Source organism: Actinoplanes sp. NPDC020271, assembly GCF_044388125.1.
GTDB lineage: Bacteria > Actinomycetota > Actinomycetes > Mycobacteriales > Micromonosporaceae > Actinoplanes.
On record NZ_JBIRWQ010000038.1, the window covers coordinates 1 to 17,292 of the forward strand.

16 protein-coding genes and 2 pseudogenes are annotated in these 17,292 nt (G+C 70.2%); 9 read left to right on the forward strand and 9 right to left on the reverse strand.

Annotated features, from left to right (window positions below; genetic code table 11):
- Together ACH442_RS43775 and ACH442_RS43780 are read left to right on the forward strand one after the other, a co-directional pair.
- Positions 1–480, forward strand: a 480-nt coding sequence (locus tag ACH442_RS43775) for an IS5 family transposase (RefSeq protein WP_396344092.1), incomplete at its 5' end; no start/stop codon positions are given.
- Positions 481–502: 22 nt separating this feature from the next.
- Positions 503–1,330 carry an NAD(P)-dependent oxidoreductase gene (locus ACH442_RS43780; RefSeq protein ID WP_396344093.1) on the forward strand — a complete coding sequence of 276 codons (828 nt, stop codon included), beginning with the start codon at positions 503–505 and terminating at the stop codon, positions 1,328–1,330.
- Positions 1,331–1,653: 323 nt separating this feature from the next.
- Here ACH442_RS43780 and ACH442_RS43785 read toward each other — a convergent pair whose 3' ends face one another.
- Positions 1,654–2,307, reverse strand: a complete 654-nt coding sequence (locus ACH442_RS43785) for a response regulator (protein ID WP_396344094.1) — start codon at positions 2,305–2,307, stop codon at positions 1,654–1,656.
- Positions 2,304–3,461 carry a sensor histidine kinase gene (locus tag ACH442_RS43790; protein ID WP_396344095.1) on the reverse strand — a complete coding sequence of 386 codons (1,158 nt, stop codon included), beginning with the start codon at positions 3,459–3,461 and terminating at the stop codon, positions 2,304–2,306. Before ACH442_RS43790 ends, ACH442_RS43785 begins: the two co-directional genes overlap by 4 nt.
- A 257-nt stretch (positions 3,462–3,718) precedes the next feature.
- Here ACH442_RS43790 and ACH442_RS43795 point away from each other — a divergent pair, with 257 nt between their 5' ends.
- The 4 genes from ACH442_RS43795 (at position 3,719) to ACH442_RS43810 (ending at position 7,323) form a co-directional block, all read left to right on the forward strand.
- Complete coding sequence (locus ACH442_RS43795; protein ID WP_396344096.1) at positions 3,719–5,524, forward strand: serine hydrolase domain-containing protein; 1,806 nt, start codon at positions 3,719–3,721, stop codon at positions 5,522–5,524.
- 153 nt (positions 5,525–5,677) lie between these two features.
- Positions 5,678–6,178, forward strand: coding sequence for a hypothetical protein (locus ACH442_RS43800; protein WP_396344097.1), 501 nt, complete (start codon positions 5,678–5,680; stop codon positions 6,176–6,178).
- A 111-nt stretch (positions 6,179–6,289) separates the two neighbouring features.
- Positions 6,290–7,120 (forward strand): hypothetical protein, encoded by an 831-nt coding sequence (locus ACH442_RS43805; RefSeq protein WP_396344098.1) that lies wholly within the window; start codon positions 6,290–6,292, stop codon positions 7,118–7,120.
- Positions 7,069–7,323: a hypothetical protein gene (locus ACH442_RS43810; protein WP_396344099.1), complete on the forward strand. Its 255-nt coding sequence runs from the start codon at positions 7,069–7,071 to the stop codon at positions 7,321–7,323. Before ACH442_RS43805 ends, ACH442_RS43810 begins: the two co-directional genes overlap by 52 nt.
- Positions 7,324–7,447: 124 nt before the next feature.
- Here ACH442_RS43810 and ACH442_RS43815 read toward each other — a convergent pair whose 3' ends face one another.
- The 3 genes from ACH442_RS43815 to ACH442_RS43825 form a co-directional block, all read right to left on the reverse strand.
- Positions 7,448–8,944 (reverse strand): IS701 family transposase, encoded by a 1,497-nt coding sequence (locus ACH442_RS43815; RefSeq protein ID WP_396344100.1) that lies wholly within the window; start codon positions 8,942–8,944, stop codon positions 7,448–7,450.
- A 221-nt stretch (positions 8,945–9,165) separates the two neighbouring features.
- A complete protein-coding gene (locus ACH442_RS43820) occupies positions 9,166–9,849 on the reverse strand; it encodes a class F sortase (RefSeq protein WP_396344101.1) in 684 nt (227 codons plus the stop codon).
- The gene (locus tag ACH442_RS43825; RefSeq protein WP_396344102.1) at positions 9,846–10,673 is read right to left on the reverse strand and encodes a DUF4397 domain-containing protein; all 828 of its coding nucleotides are present in this window, start codon (positions 10,671–10,673) and stop codon (positions 9,846–9,848) included. Before ACH442_RS43825 ends, ACH442_RS43820 begins: the two co-directional genes overlap by 4 nt.
- A gap of 156 nt (positions 10,674–10,829) precedes the next feature.
- Between ACH442_RS43825 and ACH442_RS43830 the strand changes: the two are divergent.
- A pseudogene (locus tag ACH442_RS43830) lies at positions 10,830–11,306 on the forward strand (RNA polymerase sigma factor); the annotation flags it as partial.
- On the opposite strand, the pseudogene ACH442_RS43835 reads toward ACH442_RS43830, so the two are convergent.
- Both ACH442_RS43835 and ACH442_RS43840 read right to left on the reverse strand, forming a co-directional pair.
- A pseudogene (locus ACH442_RS43835) lies at positions 11,259–11,411 on the reverse strand (heavy-metal-associated domain-containing protein); the annotation flags it as partial. The pseudogenes ACH442_RS43830 and ACH442_RS43835 overlap by 48 nt on opposite strands.
- Before the next feature lie 64 nt (positions 11,412–11,475).
- A complete protein-coding gene (locus tag ACH442_RS43840) occupies positions 11,476–12,027 on the reverse strand; it encodes a hypothetical protein (protein ID WP_396344103.1) in 552 nt (183 codons plus the stop codon).
- Between the two features lie 42 nt (positions 12,028–12,069).
- Between ACH442_RS43840 and ACH442_RS43845 the strand changes: the two genes are divergently transcribed.
- Positions 12,070–12,255, forward strand: a complete 186-nt coding sequence (locus tag ACH442_RS43845) for a hypothetical protein (protein ID WP_396344117.1) — start codon at positions 12,070–12,072, stop codon at positions 12,253–12,255.
- Between the two features lie 462 nt (positions 12,256–12,717).
- Here the strand turns inward: ACH442_RS43845 and ACH442_RS43850 are convergent, their stop codons facing one another.
- Positions 12,718–13,695, reverse strand: a complete 978-nt coding sequence (locus ACH442_RS43850) for a GlxA family transcriptional regulator (RefSeq protein ID WP_396344104.1) — start codon at positions 13,693–13,695, stop codon at positions 12,718–12,720.
- A 111-nt stretch (positions 13,696–13,806) separates the two neighbouring features.
- Here ACH442_RS43850 and ACH442_RS43855 point away from each other — a divergent pair, with 111 nt between their 5' ends.
- Positions 13,807–14,103 carry a putative quinol monooxygenase gene (locus ACH442_RS43855; protein WP_396344106.1) on the forward strand — a complete coding sequence of 99 codons (297 nt, stop codon included), beginning with the start codon at positions 13,807–13,809 and terminating at the stop codon, positions 14,101–14,103.
- A gap of 151 nt (positions 14,104–14,254) precedes the next feature.
- Here ACH442_RS43855 and ACH442_RS43860 read toward each other — a convergent pair whose 3' ends face one another.
- Positions 14,255–17,257 (reverse strand): diguanylate cyclase domain-containing protein, encoded by a 3,003-nt coding sequence (locus ACH442_RS43860; RefSeq protein ID WP_396344107.1) that lies wholly within the window; start codon positions 17,255–17,257, stop codon positions 14,255–14,257.
- Between the last annotated feature and the right edge of the window lie 35 nt (positions 17,258–17,292).

Here is a 17,292-nt window from a genome sequence, read left to right on the forward strand (position 1 = left end):
ACGGGGCCGAGCCCGGTAGACCGCGGTAAGCCCGGCTCCAAGGTTCACGCAATCAGTGACCGGAACGGGCTTCCGCTGCACGCCGACATCTCGGCTGCCAACGTCAACGACCACAAGGTCCTGGAAGATGTTGTCGACGGCGTCACACCGGTGCGTCAGCCGGTCGGCCGCCCGCGGAAACGGCCCGCGAAGCTGCACGGCGACAAGGGCTATGACTACCGGGCCTGCCGACAGGCTCTGGCCCGGCGCGGGATCAAGGCCCGGATCGCTCGTAAAGGTGTCGAGTCGTCGAACCGGCTCGGCCGACACCGTTACGTCGTCGAGCGTTGCTTGGAGTGGGTCACCCGGTTCCGGCGGCTGGTCCGCCGTTACGAACGCAAGGCTTCCCACTTTCTCGGATTCCTGCGCCTGGCTTGCGCTGTCATCTGCTTCCGTCGCGCCGTCAAGCTGGAACTGTTGACCAGCAACAACCCCAAATGAGATGCGGTCTTAGCCTCGTCGCATGTCAAATATCGCGGTGCTTGGAATCGGGCACATGGGGGCCGCCGTAGCTGGACGGTTAGTGGAACAGGGGCATCGTGTGTCGACCTGGAACCGTACGCCGGGGAGACAGGTGCCGGGCGCCACGCCGGCAGTCTCACCTGCCCAGGCATGCGTGGACGCTCAGGTGGTTGTCACCATGCTCACCGACGTGACTGCCGTCCTGTCAGTGGTCGCCGCCGCCGATCTGACCCCCGGCACGACTCTGGTCGAGATGTCAACGATCGGCCCCGAGGGAGTCCGCAAGGTCGCGGACGCGCTGCCACCGGGCGTGGACATGGTGGACGCGCCAGTGGCAGGGAGTGTGGGCGCCGCGGCCGCGGGCACGCTCGGCATCCTGGCCGGCGGCGAACCGGCTGTAGTCGATCACGTGGAACCGATCCTTACCGTGCTTGGCACAGTGCGCCGCTGTGGTCCGCTCGGCCGGGGAGCAGCGTTCAAGCTCGTCCTCAACACCGCAGTCATCACCGGTCTGGCGGCGATCACGGACGCGGTTGCCGTCGGAGAGGCGGTCGGCGTGCCGCGAGCGGACACCATGGACCTGCTGCGGGCAGGCCCACTCGGCGGACTTGTCGGCCGAGCCGCGGGCGGTCCCGGCGCCTCTTTCGCGATAGGGATGGCGGCGAAAGACCTCGACCTGGCACGCGCCGCCACGACGATGCCCCTACCGGCAGCCGATGGAGCCGCCGAACTGCTCCGGCGCGCGGTGGCCTCCGGCCACGGGACCGCCGACATCTCCGTCATGACCGCAGGCGCTGAGCAGGCTATTTCCGCATCGATGTCGAAGTAGGGAGAGCAGTCCGGTCACGCGGATGACAGCCGAGATGGGGACAGCGGTAAACATCCTCATCTCGGCAGATCAGTATGCGGCTCGACCATCTCCACCCGGCATCCCCCGAAGCCATGGCCACCAGCGTCGCACGCCGTCACATCCAGCGCACACCTTCGACCACACGATGGCGCCGCCTCAACTGACAACAACCGCACGCCAGTTGTCCCACCCTCACCCTCGCCGCGCTCGGCACGACCTCGGGGGTCATTCGACCGGTGGGCGCGTGCGAATGCGGCCCGGCTGCTTGGCGGAACTGTTCTTCACCGGGTCGGCAAGGGGCTTCAGTCGACCAGCCCCGCGCGGAACGCGGTGATCGCCAGGTGGACCCGGTTGCCGGCCGCGACCTTCTCGAAGAGGTGTGTGACGTGGCTCTTCACGGTCGCCTCGCTCATCCGCAAGTGCTCCGCGATCTGCGCGTTGGTCGCGCCCCGTCCGATCTCGATCAGGACCTCGCGTTCTCGTCCGGTGAGGCCGCCCAACCGGGCCAGGGCCTCGCGCCGGCGGCGGGTCCGGTCGTCCGCGGTGATACGTGCGATGACCTGCCGGGTGACGCTGGGCGACAACATGCCGTCTCCGGCCGCGGCCAGGCGTACCGCTCGCAGCAGTTCGGTCGGCGGTGTGTCCTTCAGCAGGAAACCGCTGGCACCGGCCTCCAGGGCCCGGAACACGTCGTCGTCGGTGTCGAACGTGGTCAACACGATCACCGATGGCGGATTCGTCCGGGTCTGCAGGGCCGCCGTCGCGGCGACACCGTCCATCCCGGGCATGCGGACGTCCATCAGGACGACATCCGGACGGTGCCGGGTCACCGCGTCCAGCGCGGCACGTCCGTCTGGCACGTCGCCGACGACGGTCAGATCGTCGGTGGTCCCCAGGATCAGCCGCAGACCCGCACGCACCAGCGCCTCGTCGTCGACGAGCAGGACCGAGATCATCGGGCGTCCACGTCCCGTGGCTCTCCCGCCGGAAGCACCCCGGAATCCCCGGCGGACACCGCGACCGGCATCTGCACCCGCAGCCGCCACCCGGTCCCGGCCGGACCGGCGGTCAGCGTTCCACCGGCCAGGCGCACCCGTTCCGTCAACCCCACCAGCCCCGCCCCGGAACCCGGCAGGTCCAGCACCGACTCGCTCACCGGGTTGGCCACGGTCACCGTCACCTCGTCGGCCGACCGTACGACGGTCACGGTCACCTCCGTGCCAGGCGCGTGCTTCCGCGCGTTCGTCAACCCTTCCTGCACCACCCGCTGCACCACCCGCGCCGCCGACGCCGGCAACAGCCCCGCACTGTCGCGCACCACCACGCGCTGCCCAGCCGACCGGGCATCGGCGACCACGGATTTCACGTCCGCGTACGGTTGCGCGTCGGCCCGCAGAACACCGAGCACGCCACGCAGCTCGACGAGCGCCTCGCGGGCGGTCACCCGGATCAGCCCGGCGCCTTCCCGGACGCGGTCGACGCCACCGTCCGCGGTCAGTTCCAGCGCCCCGGCGTGCAGGGCGATCAGCGAAACCTTGTGCGCCAGCACGTCGTGCATCTCCCCGGCGATGCGGTTGCGCTCCACGGTACGGGCACGTTCCTCGCGTACCGCCAGGTCGGCGTCGGCCCGCTCGGCCCGCTCGCGCCACGCCTCCCGCAGTGCCCGGCGTGTGCCTAGGTGGACGCCGAGCCCGATGGTCGCGGCGGCCACGACTGCGGCGAACTCGGCGTCCCACCAGTCCAGACGCCCGGCCTTCACCGAGTTAAGGCCGCTCGCCCCGGCCCAGCCGGCCACCACCAGCCACCAGACGTGGCGGCGCGAGGCGTTGAGCCCGGCGGCGAACAGTCCGACCAGCAGCGGCCCCTCGTTGCCCGACAGCGCGTAACCCAGCGCCGCGATCACCACGACGGCGTACGGATGGCTCCGACGCCACCACAGGGCGAGCGCGGCCAGCGTGCCCGCTGTCCCGACGACCGGCGAGGGAAGCGGCGACCACGGCGTCGTGACCGCCGGCGTGGTGAGGACCAGGCAGGCGGCCACGATCAGCGCGTCACCCACCCGCGGGCGGCCGGACCAGGATCGTGCCGTTCGCCAGGACGTCAGCCGCATGGGTCGCAGCATAGGCGTGCCGTACCCCGCGTGACCTGCCCCTCAGGTCCAGGCCGTACTCCGACTTTGGTCGCATCCCGGCGTCGACCCTGCGGCGATGTGCCCGGCCCGGGCCGGCCGTGACACTGGCTGCGCCCTGACCCCGGAGAAGGAGACCTGTGAGTCCCCGAAGCGATTCGACCCCACCGTCCGCGCCTCGCGGACCGCTCCCCCGACCGCCCCGGCCGGCCCGGCGAAGGCCGCAACCCGGTGCCGCCATGGCGCTGGCGCTGGTGGCGGGCTTGATGGGGGCCGCCCCCGCCTACGCCGCCCCGCCCCGCTGTGCCCCACCGACCGCGAGCCCGGCCTCCGCGTACTTCGAGTCCGTGGTGCCGGAACAGTTGCGCAGGACGGGGACGCCGGGAGCGGTCGTGTCGGTGGTCTCCGGCACAGACGTCGCCTACGCCCACGGCTTCGGCCACGCCGACGTGGCCGCCGGCACCGGGATGGATCCGGAGCGCACTCTCGTGCGTATCGCGTCGATCACCAAACTGTTCACGGCAACGGCGGTGATGCAGCAGGTCGAAGCCGGTCGACTGGACCTGGACGCGGACGTGAACTCGTACCTCACCACGTTCCGGATCCCGCGCACCTACCCGCAGCCGATCCGGGTGCGCGACCTGATCGACCACACCACGGGCTTCGAGGATCGCCTCATCGGCACAGGCGCCCGCACCGCCGGCAGCGTCGTGCCGCTGGGCGAGTACCTGGCCAAGAACGTCCCGGCGCGGATCCGTCCGCCCGCAGTGGTGCCGGCGTACTCGAACTACGGGGCGGCGCTGGCCGGTTATCTCGTGACTCAGGTCAGCGGTGAGCCGTGGGACGCCTACGTGCAGCGGCATCTGCTGACGCCGCTGGGCATGACGCACAGCACCGCGTCCGAGCCGTTGCCCCCGGCGCTCGCCCCCGACCTCGCGAAGAGCTACGGCGAGGGTGACGCGCCGGTTCCGTTCATGTTCGACCAGCTCACGCCGGACGGTTCGATCAGCGCGACGGCGTCGGACCTGGCGAAGTTCATGATCGCGCAGCTCGGCCGGGGTGACGGCATCCTGAAGCCGCAGACGGCCGCGCTCATGCGGACCCGGTCGTTCCCGGCGGATCCCCGGGTCGGTGGGTACGCGCACGGCTTCATGGACCGGGTGTTCAACGGGCATCGAGTGCTCACGCACGGCGGCGACTGGGAGGGGTTCGAAAGCGTGCTGGTGCTGGTGCCGGACTGCCGGCTGGGGCTCTTCCTGTCGCTCAACTCGCTGCACGGGGCCGGCGCGCTGAACGAGGTCGTCCACGGGTTCCTCGACCGGTTCGCGCCCGGATCGCCGCCGGCGGCGTCGGGGTCGCAGCGCGCCGTGGTGCCGCAGGCGGGCTCCTACGCCCCGGCCCGGCGTAACGTCACCGGCGTCGAGAAACTGCTCACCTTGCTCGATCCGGCGCGTTTGACGGTGACCGACGCCGGAGCGCTCCGGTTCCAAGACAAGACGTGGACGCCCCAGGGCGACGGTTCCTACCAGGCCGGCGACGACCATCTGGTGGTCGTGGACGGGGGCCGGTACGTCGAGACCGACGGGGCCGCGTTCGAGCGGATCAGTGCCGCGCAGACGTTGCCGGTCAACATCGCGGTGCTGGCCGGATTCCTGGTCGTGGCGCTCAGTGCGCCGGTGGTGCCCGGTGCCGCGGTGGTACGCCGGATACGCGGCCGCGCCAAAAGCGCACGTTCGTGGCGGCTGTCGCGCGCGTTGGCCGCCCTGGCGACGCTGCTGGGGCTCGGGTTCCTCGCCGGGCTGGCAACCGTCCTGTCCGGCAGTGCCAGCGCGTTTCTGCCCGGCGCCCCGGTGGGCCTGCGCGCCCTGCTCGTCGTACCGATCGTGGTGTTTGCGCTGGGGCTCGGTGCCGTCGGCACCGCCATCACCGGCTGGCGTGAGGCGCCCGTCGCGGAACGCGTCCACCAGGGAGTGCTGCTGGCCGGGGTCGGGGCCCTGGCCTGGTTCTGCTGGCAGTGGAACCTGATCGGCTGGCAGTTCGGTTGATGGGTCGCGGAGCGACCGGCTGATACGGCTGTCACAGCGGCGGTGGCCCGGATAGCCTCAACCGGCCACGGTCGCGGCCTAGCATGGCAGTATCGACCTCACCGGCGAGGTCACTCGCATCGCCAACCGCATCTAGCTCACCGGCGTGGCGCGGTGCGCGGCCAGGTCCGCGGTGGCCTGCGCGAGGCCGTCCAGGTCAGCGGATCGGCCGCGGTGAACATGGTCCGCTCGTTCGGCAACACCCAGGTCGGCGGCCTGGTGGGCCGCGCCCTCGCCGGCCACGCCGCCGGCTCCGGTGGCCGCCAGGAGGTCGAGGCGGCGGGTCAGCGGATGCAGCACTCCGCCGTTCCGAGGGGCGGCACGAGAGGCCCGAAGCCGGGCACCCGGCCGCGTGACGAGGTCGACCCCGACGACGCCCTGGACGCCCCGAGCCATGAGAACGAACGCCGCAAGAAGATACCGGACGACATCGCCGACGCCATGGGCGACGGCCTCGAGGACCTGGACGACATGAACGACTACGCCAGCTCCATAATCGACGGCGCCACGACGCAGACGCGAGCTTCGGTCCCGGTCAGGGCGTCGGCGATACCGCAGTCTCTGCGGGTACGAACGCGGCGGACGGTCTCGACACCGGGAGCGCCTACGCCCTGATGGGCACGATCCTGTGGGTGGCGCCCAAGTCGGCGAGCAAGCGACGAAGGTGATCGGCCGATAGCGTGGCCGGTGAACTTCGTGGACCGTGACCCGGGAGGGAAACAGCGGATGGGCTCACCTGATGGCGGCAACGCGGCCCCGTACTCGGCGGAGGCGCGGTGGCTCCGCGCGGCGCTGACCGGCGACCACCGGGAGCGCCGGCGGATCGCCCGGGAGCAGCTGGCCGGCGGCCCGCCGTTCCAGGTGACCCCCCTGGCGTGCGGCGTGGCGGCCCGCCGGTTGTTCGACGACCGGTGGGACCGCCGGGTCATCACCACCTTCGCCCGGCGTCTGGTCGAGCGGACGCCCGCCGGTCGCTCGCTGCACCCCCGGCACGTCGAGGCGATCCTGCGCGGCATGACGGGGGAGACCGAGCTGTTCACCGCCGTGCCGGACGAGGCGGTCGCCGAGATCGTCCTCGCCTCGCTGCTCGGTCTCGCCGACGAGCTGGCACTCGACGACCGGGCGGTGGACGCGCTGCTCGTGGAGGCGGTGCGGGAGACGGCCGCGGTGGCGGCCGTCTCCGAGCCGCCGGACCCCGACGACGCTCCGGTGCTGGACGGTGACCGGTGGCGGCGGACCTTCGAACGCCTCCTGGCCGTTGAGGACTTCGTGCCGCGCGCCCGCCCCGTCGCCCGCCCGCCCCGGCCGTTCCCGGAGCAAGAGCGGCGGTACACCGAGCCCGCCTCGCTGGCCGGCCGGTACCTGCGCCACCTGCTGCGCGGGAATCGGTTGTCCGGACCGCCGGTGGACGAGATCCCACAGGTGGATCTGCTACGGGTGGCCCGGCTGGCCTTCACGGTCGCCGTCCGCACCTACCTGCACCGGATCCCGACCTCACCGAGACGATGGCTCTGGCCAGCCTCACCAAGGCCCAGCACTGGCGGGACATCGACCTGATGAAGGCGGATTACCTGACGCGCCTCCTCTTCGGCGAGAAGCCGCCCCTGGAGGGGATCACCAACCGCGACGTCTACCCGAGTTGTTTGTTCATGCTCAGCGCTATCGTCGCGGACTGGGACGGCGACGACGGCGCCATCCGCTCGGTTCTCGCCGACGCGGAGGAGGGCGTCGCCCTGCGCGGCAACGTCCTCGCGACCTAGTACGACAGCAGCACTTCCGTGAGGCGGAGTCTTCGCTGGTAGTGGCTTGTTTTGGCTCTGTGCTGGTGTCGGCGGCGCCATCGCGACCATCGATCGATGAAGTCGCGACTGCGGCCGGTGGTGATCAGGTGTGCCAGCAGACGGCGGGTTTCGTTGAGGGTGAGGGCGATGAGCCCGTCTTCGGGCGGTCGTCTTTTCCCGCTGTGGTGGCGGTGACGGCGAGGAACGCGTGGGCGAGCATGGCCAGGGTGATGTGCCGGTACCAGGCGTTGTAGCGGCGGGCCTGGTACTCGTCGAGGCCGACCTGGCCCTTCGCGGTTTGGAAGCATTCCTCGATAGCCCAGCGACTTCCCGCGATCTTGATGAGGTGCTCGTCGGTGGTGTCGGCGGGCCCGTAACACAGGTAGTAGGCCAGCTCAGCGGGCTTGACGATGCTACGGCGCACCAGCAGCCAACGCTGATAGCCGTGGTCGGCGGTGCCGGTATCGGGCAGAGTCGCAGCGGCCCAGTCATAGAGACGCTCGCCTTTGGCGCCGGGTCCGCAACTGCGCCGTTTCCAGGCGAGGACCGGGGCTGCGGCGGTCAACGTGTCGGCGCGGGCACTGCCGGGCTCGGTCGGGATCTTCTGCCGGCAGGCCACGGCGACCACATAGCCAACCCGGCGGCGCTGCAGCGCGATGCGGAACTTCGAGTCGCCTCCGTACGCCTCGTCGGCGGTGACCCACCCGGCGGGCATGCCGGCGTCCAGGGCACGTTCGATCATCGTGAGTGCAAGCTGGGGTTTCGTGGCGAATCGCCGATCCCGGTGCTGTGCCGCGACCGCGGCACGGATGCCGCGGGAGGCGCCGTAGTCGAAGTAGGCCGACTTGCGGATCAGCCGCCGCTGACGGGCCGGGCGCCGGGCCAGGAACCACCGCCACCGGGCCGACATGATCAGCGTCCGTGGGGCGTCACGCAGCAGCCGGAGCCCGATCGGCCCGGTCCATCGGGCGACGTGCACGGCCCGGCCGTACGGCGACACCGGAAGCTTCTCCGCCGAGGCGATCACCGGGTGCAGCGGCAGCAGCACGTAGGCGTAGAACTCCACGTAGAGGTCGTCGCCGTACTCGACCGCCCGAACATAAACGGTCACCAGCAGCTCGCCGTTCCAGGCGGGCAACTCGATGCACAGATACGTGCGGGCGGCCTCGGTCGCATGGAGGATCGCGTGCCGGATCTCGTGGCGGGCCACCACCGGGGACGGCGGCTGCTCGCGGTCGGGCAGCAGGCCGTCCACCACGTCCGGCCGCACCCCGTCCACGAACAGGCGGTTGTGGACCCGGATACCGGCGATGCCGGCCTTGCGGACGGTGATCGACAGCGCTTTCTGCAACTCCTCCGCGTCGACCTTCCGCGGGGTGCGTGGCTGCCCCTTGTCGTCCCGGCCCGCTTTCGTCGTGTCGACCTGCACGTTCCAGCGGGTCAGCACCTTGCCCGCGCCCAGGCCGGGCTCGATCAGCATCGAGTACAGGTAGCGGCCGAAGGCCGGCTGGAGCCAGGCATAAGAGCACAACAGACAGTCGACCTGGGACGGCGGGGACTCGATCGGGTCGGACGTCGGTGTCGCGGCACTCACTGCCATGGCGGATCCCGTTTGTCTTTGCGGGCGGCGCGAGGCCGATGGCTGATTCAATCGCCGGCCATCCAGGTCTGTAAAGACTTGACCTTACTTTCAGTGATCATCTAATAGCATCGAGTCGTCGCCGGCGTCGTCCCGAGACGACGACGGCGGGACGTCACGCAACGGTCTCCAAGCGGACCGGGCCGAGCAGACCGGCGGGCTGCCGGGGCCTGCCGCGTGTGTCATGGGGTACGGGCTTCGGCGGTCACCACGACGTTGTCGCGGTAGTGCCTGGTCTTCGAGTCGAAGGGACCGCCGCAGGTGATGAGGGTGAGCCGGACGGCGCCGTCGCGAGCGAAGTACTTCTGCAGCGGGATGGCGGTCTTCCGGTAGCGCTCACGGGCGACCACGTCGAACTGTCGCTCCTTGCCGTCGTCGGAGGTGAGGGTGATGCGGTCGCCGTCACCGAGCGAGCCGAGCCGGAAGAAGGCGCCTTTGCCCTCGGCGGCGCTGTCCACGTGTCCGGCGATGACGATGGATCCCGCGTCGGCCGAGAAGCCCGGGCCGTACCGGTACCAACCGACCCGGTCGACGCGGGGTGGGACGGCGAACTCGCCGGTCGCCGGGTCGATGCCGACCGCGTCCACCGCCGCGTCCAGTCCGAGGGCGGGGACACGGAGGCGAGCGGGCCGGTCGACGGCCGTGACCGCCGGCACCGTTCCGTCCGCGATCGGCACCCGAGTGTCCGCGGCGGACGGCTCCGGGGACTCCAGGCCGATGACCGTCGAGGCGCCGAAATCCGCTCGGGGCTGCGACCGGTGGACGACGATGCCGGCCGCGACTGCCACCGCGATGCCGAGCATCATCAGGAGCAGGGCACGCCCCGGCCATCGCCGGAGCGTGCGGTCCGCGGGCGAGACGCTCATCGGCGGGCGATGACCAGCCGGGTGAGGCCGAACACGGCGAGCAGGATGCCGACCGCGCCGGCTCCGTACCAGGGCAGCGACCCGTTCCCGTCGGCGGCGCCGCCGTCACCGCTGGGCACACCGCCGGGCGTGGAGTGCAGCCCGTCGATGCTCTGCGACACGATGTCCAGGGTCTTGTCGTCGGCCGAGCCCACCGCGTAGACGATGGTCGCGGTGCCTTCCTTCAGGTCGAGGTCGGCCGGGCCGAGCACCCGGGTGTCGGTGCCGGCCAGCACCACGTCGGCCGAGACCGTCCCGGCCGGCAGGTCGGCCTTGCCCTCCTTGCCGTTGGTGACGTCCTTGAACACCGGCTTGCCGCCGGCCCGGATGTCGACGGCGGGCGCCGCCGCGGTGTGGCGGACGATCAGCCGCGCCTGGCCCGGGCCGAGCTTGCCGGTGTCGTTGGCGAACGGGGTCAGAGCCGGTTTGCCGCCCTCGTCCAGGTGCGCCACCAGACTGATGTTGGCGTCGCCGGGAACCTTGGCGTCGTCGACCTTGAGCAGCGCGTCACCGATGGCACCGCCGGGCTTGGTGAGCGCGATGTCGTACTCGCCGGCGGGCAGGCTCAGCGGGCCGGCAACCTTTCCGGGCTGGAAATCCGGGATGGTCTTCTTGCCGTTGACGTAGACGTCGACCGGCTGGCCGGGAATGCCGTGCACCACGGTAACCTTCGAGTTCGCCTTGGCGAAAGCCGGGGACGTGGTGAGCCCGGCCAGGCCGCCGAACCCAAGCAACCACACGGCGCCGACGACGGCGGCGCGGCGGCCGAAAACCGGAATGCGCATCTGATTCCTCCACATGGTCCTCGTTGACTGGCTGTGTCCGGTCCTTCGTCAGCACCGCGACGGTTGGATGCAGGCGAACGAAAAAGTGCCCGGCTGCAACCGGCGAGGCCCCGGCGAACGAACACATGAAGAACCCTGGGAACAGGAAGGAGGTCGATGAGCTCCGACGACGAACTCGCCGAGCGCTTACGCGCCGACGACGAGAAGGCATTACGCGAGGCGTACGACCGGCACGGCGCGGCCGTGCTGTACCTGGCCCAACGTCTGCTCGGCAATCGGGCCGACGCCGAGGACGTCACCCAGGTGACATTCGTGGCGGCGTGGAACGGCCGGGACGGCTTCGACCCGCAGCGCGGGACGATGCTGGGCTGGCTGCTCGGGATCGCTCGGCGCAAGGTGATGGACCGGTTCCGGGCCGCGGCTCGCGAGCAGCGGATCGCCGAGACGGTGCAGGCGCAGCACCCGGCGCCGGTCGTCGAGGACAGCCCGGAGCGGATCGTCGACCGGCTGGTGGTCGTCGACGAGCTGGGGCGTCTGCCCGACGACCAGCGACGCACCCTGGAACTGGCGTTCTTCGACGATCTGCTCGAGAGGCTGGTCGCTGGTGACGGTGACCGCCCCGGCGGGCAGGTCGACCTGGACATCTGTCATGCCGGGCAGCTTGCCGATCTCGGTGCTGACCGAGTTGACGCAGTGCGAGCAGGTCATGCAGGTCACGGTGTAGGTCTGAGTCGCCATCACGATCTCCCTCAGCTCTGGACGACGGGCGGCACAGTGCCGCCCTCCAACCACCGCCTCACCCCTACCCCCTAGGGGTATGGAAGGGAGTGCGGTGATGACCAGGCGGTCCGAGGCCAGGCGGTGGACAGTCGACGACTCGCGCGTCGGCGCCGATGCGCTCGCCAGGCCGGATCCGGATCACCTCGCCGAGCTGCAGCTGCTCGCTGGGCACGCTGCGCTCGGTGCCGTCGGCGTCGACCCGGGTGGCTCGCTCGGGGGGCAGGCCCAGCAGGTCCCGCACACTGTCGGCGGTCCGGGCGGTGGCGAACGCCTCGAGCGCCCCGGAGGTCGCGAAGATGACGATCAGCAGGGCGCCGTCGAAGACCTGGCCGATCCCGGCGGCACCGATCGCGGCGACGATCATCAGCAGGTCGACGTCGAGGGTCCGTTCGCGTAGCGCCTGCGGGCCGGACAGCGCCGGTTCCCATCCCCCGGCGGCGTAACAGGCCAGGTAGAGCGCCCACCAGATCGGAGCCGGCGCCCCGGCGAGTTGCGTGATGCCGCCGGCGGCGAACAGCAGCGTGGCCAGTGTCGCCCAGCGGATCTCGGTGAGCGCCCACTGCCGTGAGGTCACGCGCCGAGGCCGGGCGAGACCTCCGTCGCCTGCCTGGCCGACCTGGTCGGCGCCGCGCCGACCGCGGTCAGCCAGCACCTGGCCAAGCTGCGCCTGGCCGGCATCGTCAAAGGCCGCCGCGAGGGTACGAACATCCACTACTCGGTCGGTGACGCGCACACCAAGGCGCTGCTGGCCGCGGCCCCGATCGCATCGAGACCGGGACACCCGGCACGCCAGCAGAGGTAGAGCGAGTTGTTGTCCTCTTCTGCTCGTTGGCCCGGGATGAGTTCGTGGTCCTCGGAACGGATCGGGTTTGATCTGCGGGCGCCATGACCGGAGCGATCGTGTGAAGGTGGGTCAGGGCTGCCACGGAGCCGATCGTCAGCCGGCCCTCGGGATGGCTCGTGTATTCGTTGATCGCGCGGGTCAGGAATGCGGCACTTGTACCCGTGGCCGGGAGTGTGGTGCGGCCGCCGCTGCGGAAGCTGCGCTTGCGTACCAGATCCGAGCACCCGACGCGGAGACCCACCTGATAGGCGTCACAGGGGTATGCCGGGTCCGGTGTGGCCAGGGCCTCCCACGGTACGAGGAGGTGCCCGTACACCTGCCGATCGATGATCCCGTCCGGGGTGAGGCGCCACCGCCCCCGCCGGCGGGCTACCCACTTGAGGATGTTGATCAGGTGCTGCTCGCTGCCAGGCCGCCGCGTCAGATTCCGCGGAGGGTGGTCGTGGTCTGGCCGGTGCGTTCCCGCAGCAGCACCCGCAAAGTGTTCGGGTGCTCGTAGCCGACCCGGCGGGCGATCGTCTCCAGCGACAGCCCGGTGGTCCGCAGCAGGTGGGTGGCCTGCTCGACCCGCAGGTCCTGCACGAAGCGGATCGGTGAAGTGCCGACCGTGCGTTGCACACTGCGCTGGAGGGTGCGGTCGCTGATCCCGATCGCGGCGGCCGCGTCGGGGATGCTGATCGGGCCGGTCAGGCGTTCCCTGACCCAGCGTTCGAAGGCTGCCACCACTGGATCGTTCTGGGCCAGGGCGCTGGGGATGATGTACGCGGACTGCGACGGGCGGTTGTCGATCACCAGGTAGCGGGCCACCAGGTCGGCCAGCATCGGGCTGCGGTCGCGCACGATCGCCAGGGCAAGGTCGATGTGGCCGAACGCCGCCCCGGCGGTGGTGACCCGGTCCGAGGTGATGAGCATCCGGTCCTGGTCGACGCGGATCATCGGGTGGCGCGCCCGCAGGATCGGCGCCAGCCACCACGTGGTGGTCGCCTCCAGGCCGTCGAGGATGCCGGTCGCGGCCAGTAGGAAGGTGCCGGTGCACGCCGAGGCGACGGCCGCGCCACGGTCGCGATGCCGGGCGATCGCCTCGCGTACGGGCCGGGTCTCGTCACCGGTGACCTGGTCGAGCAGGGCCGCGGGGCGTCGCTCGGCCAACGCCGGGACGATGAGGAGATCCGCCGCGTCGGCGTCGGCGACGGGTGATGCCGTCACGAGATGCCCCGCGCCGGTGCGCACCTGTGGCTGGAAGCCGACCGTCGTCACGTCCCACCGCGGTGCGTCGGGCGGCTGCACCCCCATCGAGGCGGCTTCCTCACCCATCGCGTTTGCGGCGTCCAGCACGTCGAGGATCGCCGACAGCCCCGAGTCGAACACCCCGTCGTACACGAGAATGGCGATTTTCATGTCGGAAACGCTATCAGGGATGGCGCTTCCGCCACTGACGCCCTCGATCGGGGCGTCATAGGTTCATGTCAGCCGGAACGAGCCGGCAGTTCCCCGACAGGGAGAGACACCATGAAGATCGGTCTGCTGGCATACATCGAGGCCAAGCCGGAGCACGCCGATGAGATCGAGGCGATGCTGCGCGGCGCGCTGGAATTGGCCGAGAATGAGCCCGGCACCGTGACCTGGTACTCGTTCCGGCAGAACGCGACGACGTTCGGGGTGTTCGACACCTTCGACGACGAGCAGGGCCGGCAGAGCCACCTGGAGGGCAAGATCGCCGCCGCGCTGATGGACTCCGCGGAGACCATGCTGAGCTCGGCCCCGGTCATCACCAAGGTCGACCTGCTGGGCGCCAAGACCGCCTGACGGGTCACGGCCCCGGACTGAGCACGACGGCACCGCTCGGCCCCCGGAGCGGTGCCGTCGTGCTCGCAGCCTGGCCTGAAAGCAACGCATTCCCAGCTCAACCCTCATCCGGACTCGTAGCCACCGCGGATGCGTCGTCTGGGCCGGGTTGTCACCGGGATGGTGGAAGTCGTTCGTCGTCATCCCCGATGACGGGCGGCGGGGCGGCAGATAGGGCCTGACGTTGACCTTTGTCGCGTTTGCTGGCGTACATGGCGTCGTCGGCCCGTTCCCATGCCGCCGCGAGACCGTCGGTCGTGGTGACAGCGGACCATCCGATCGAGGCGGCGACGGCTGCCGCCTCGAGTGCGGCGTGGATCCGGCCGATCGCGTCCGGTGCGTCGGCTTCGGTGCAGCTGTTGAGCAGCAGGCCGAATTCGTCGCCACCGAGACGGGCTACGACGTCGCTGTCCCTGAGCGCGCGGCGTATCGCCGCCGCGGCGGCGATCAGGTATGCGTCACCGGCAGCGTGGCCATGGCTGTCGTTGATCGTCTTGAGCCGATCCAGGTCGATGACGGCGACGACCAGCGGATCGGCCAGGCGTTGGTAACGGGTCCGGGCCTGGTCGAGCAGGTGGACCCAGGCGCGGCGGTTCGGTAGGCCGGTGAGGGGGTCGGTGTGTCCGCTCAGTTGTTCGCGCAGGTAGGCGTCGGTGTAGTGGTCGTATGCGCGGTCGGCGGCCAGTGCGGTGCTCAGGAGTTCGCCGAAAAGGGCGAGCAGCGGTTCAGCTGTGATCATGCAGGGGTCGCCGGTGTGGATCTGTGGGTCGAGACCGCAGATGGCGCCGAACAGGGTGCCGTCGGGTTCGGTGATGGCCGCGCCGGCGTAGGTGCCGATGTCGATCAGCGCGTTGACGCCGGCGGCAGCGTACTGCGGCACCATCTGTGCGTCGCGAGCAACGGCCGGGGCATCGCCGGCCGCCATGTGAACGCAGAAGCTGTCCTTCCACGGGTGGCTTTCACCTTGCCGCAGCCCGTAGCCGTTGTCGGCGTCCAGATAGAGATAGGTCTGCCGGCCGTTCTCGACGCGGGTAACGGCCCAGAACGCCAGCGGCATCTGCTCATGCAGGTAATTGAGGACCAGGTGGGCGGCGTTGTCGAACGTGGTCGCCGGGGACGTCTGCCGGCCCGGTGGTATGGCAGGCGCCGGCGTCACCGCTGGTACCGGCGCGGGCGTCGCGCCGGTGGTGGCCGCGTCCGGCTCCGGTGATGGCTCTGCCGTGATGGTGTCGGTTTCGGGGGCGGGCAGGGCTGCGGCGTCGGCGGGCAGGGTGAAGGTCATCCGGGTTCCCTGGCCGGCCGGGTTGTCGGTGGCCCGGATCGTTCCGCCGTGGCGTTGCACGATGCGTTGGCAGATAGCCAGTCCGAGGCCGGTTCCGGTGTAGCCGTTAGTGGCGTGGGCGCGGTGGAAGTTGTCGAAGATCGCCTCGTGTTGTCCGGGCGGTATGCCGATGCCGTTGTCGTCGATGGTGACTTCGACCATGGCGTCGTCGTGCCGGGTGGTGACGGTCAGGTGTGCGCTAGCGCCGGGGGCGTTGTACTTGATGGCGTTGCCGATCAAATTCTCCAGCAACTGGCGTACCAGCACGGGGTCGGCGTAGACCGGGTGCAGTCGGCCGATGGTGAATGCTGGTGCGGGAGCGTCGTTGCTCTGTGCCTGGTCGATACGGGCGATGGCGATGTCGTTGACCAGGTCGCCGAGATCGACCGCGCTGGGTGCCAGATTGGCGTCGCGGGATGTGGTGTAGGCCAGCAGATCGTCGATCAGGTCGCGCATGCGGGCGGCGGCGCGGCTGATGCGCTGCACGGGTGCGGCCAAGGGTGCCGTCATGGATCCGGCCGGCGCCTCCTCGATCATCTCGGTCAGGGCGGTGCTCCAGCCTTCGACCGTGGCGAGGGGGTTCTGCAGGTCATGGGCGACGACACCGGCGAAAGAAGCGAGTTCTTGGCGGTGCCGTCGCTCGGCCGTGACGTCGTGGAACACGGTCACGGCGCAGCGGGTGCCGTCCTCGCCGTCGGGCAGGGCGGTGGAGTTGACGTTGAGGATGCGACCTTCGGGCACACCGGGGTTGCGGACCATGATGTCCATGCTGCGCACGTGAGTGCCGGCAAGCGCCCGACGGTACGGCATCTCGTCGGGCGCCAAGGGCCGGCCGTCCGGGTGGAACAGGCCGTAGAAGTCGGGTCGGGCCATCCGGTCCGAGGGACTGACGACGCCGCCGACGAGTCGGCGTACCGCGGCGTTACGCAGCAGGAAGCGGCCGGGCTCGTCGACGACGGTCACACCCTCGGCCATCGAGTCGACGATGGCGTTCATCATCTTGGCCTGCCGTGCCGCAACGCGCTCAGCGCCACGGAGCTGGTCCAGCAGCGCAGAGCGCTCGTCGCGGCCCAGGGCCAACGCCAGCCCGACCATGGCGATCATGCCGACGAACGCCTGGGCCACCATCGCTCTGGCCGGCGGGAAGGCGATGTTGGCGAAGACACCGCGGCCGGCCAGGGTGAACAGGATCGCCGCAGTGCCGAACACCAGGTCGTGCACGGCGACGAATGCGGTGTGCAGCCGTGAGCCCGACCAGATGGTCAGCGCCAGGACGGTGAACGCCAGCGGCAGGTGACGGTTGACACCGAACACGACACCGTACGACATCGCGGACATCACTACCAAGATCGCGTATTCCAGGCGCCGTTGCACGGGCATAGCTGCCCACAGCGTCCAAGGGCCGGTCCGCGGTGTGCTCGCCCGGCGCCGGTGCCACCATGCGCCGAGCAGAAGCCCCGTGGTGCCGATCAGCATGATGCTGACCGTGCTGCGCGTCAGCCACAGAGCGGGCGCCCACCACGAATAGGTGCCGCTGACCAGCCACACCGCGGGCGGGCCGACGGCCGCTCCACAAGCAGAGCAGAGGCAAGCGATCGCGGACAGACGCCACAGATCGCGAGGCCGCTGCAGCGGTCGTAATCGGTCAGCTTCCCACAGCTGTGGCAGCCATCGATGAAACGACCATCCGAAGATGGTCGCCTGGACCAGGTTCGCGACCACGAACCCGGCAGCCAGCAAGGCTGGTGCACCGGTAGCGGTATTGGCGGTCATTGTCGCCGCGGCCAGCGCCACCGCGTCCGCTCCGCGCCAGGACGACCGGTACTGCA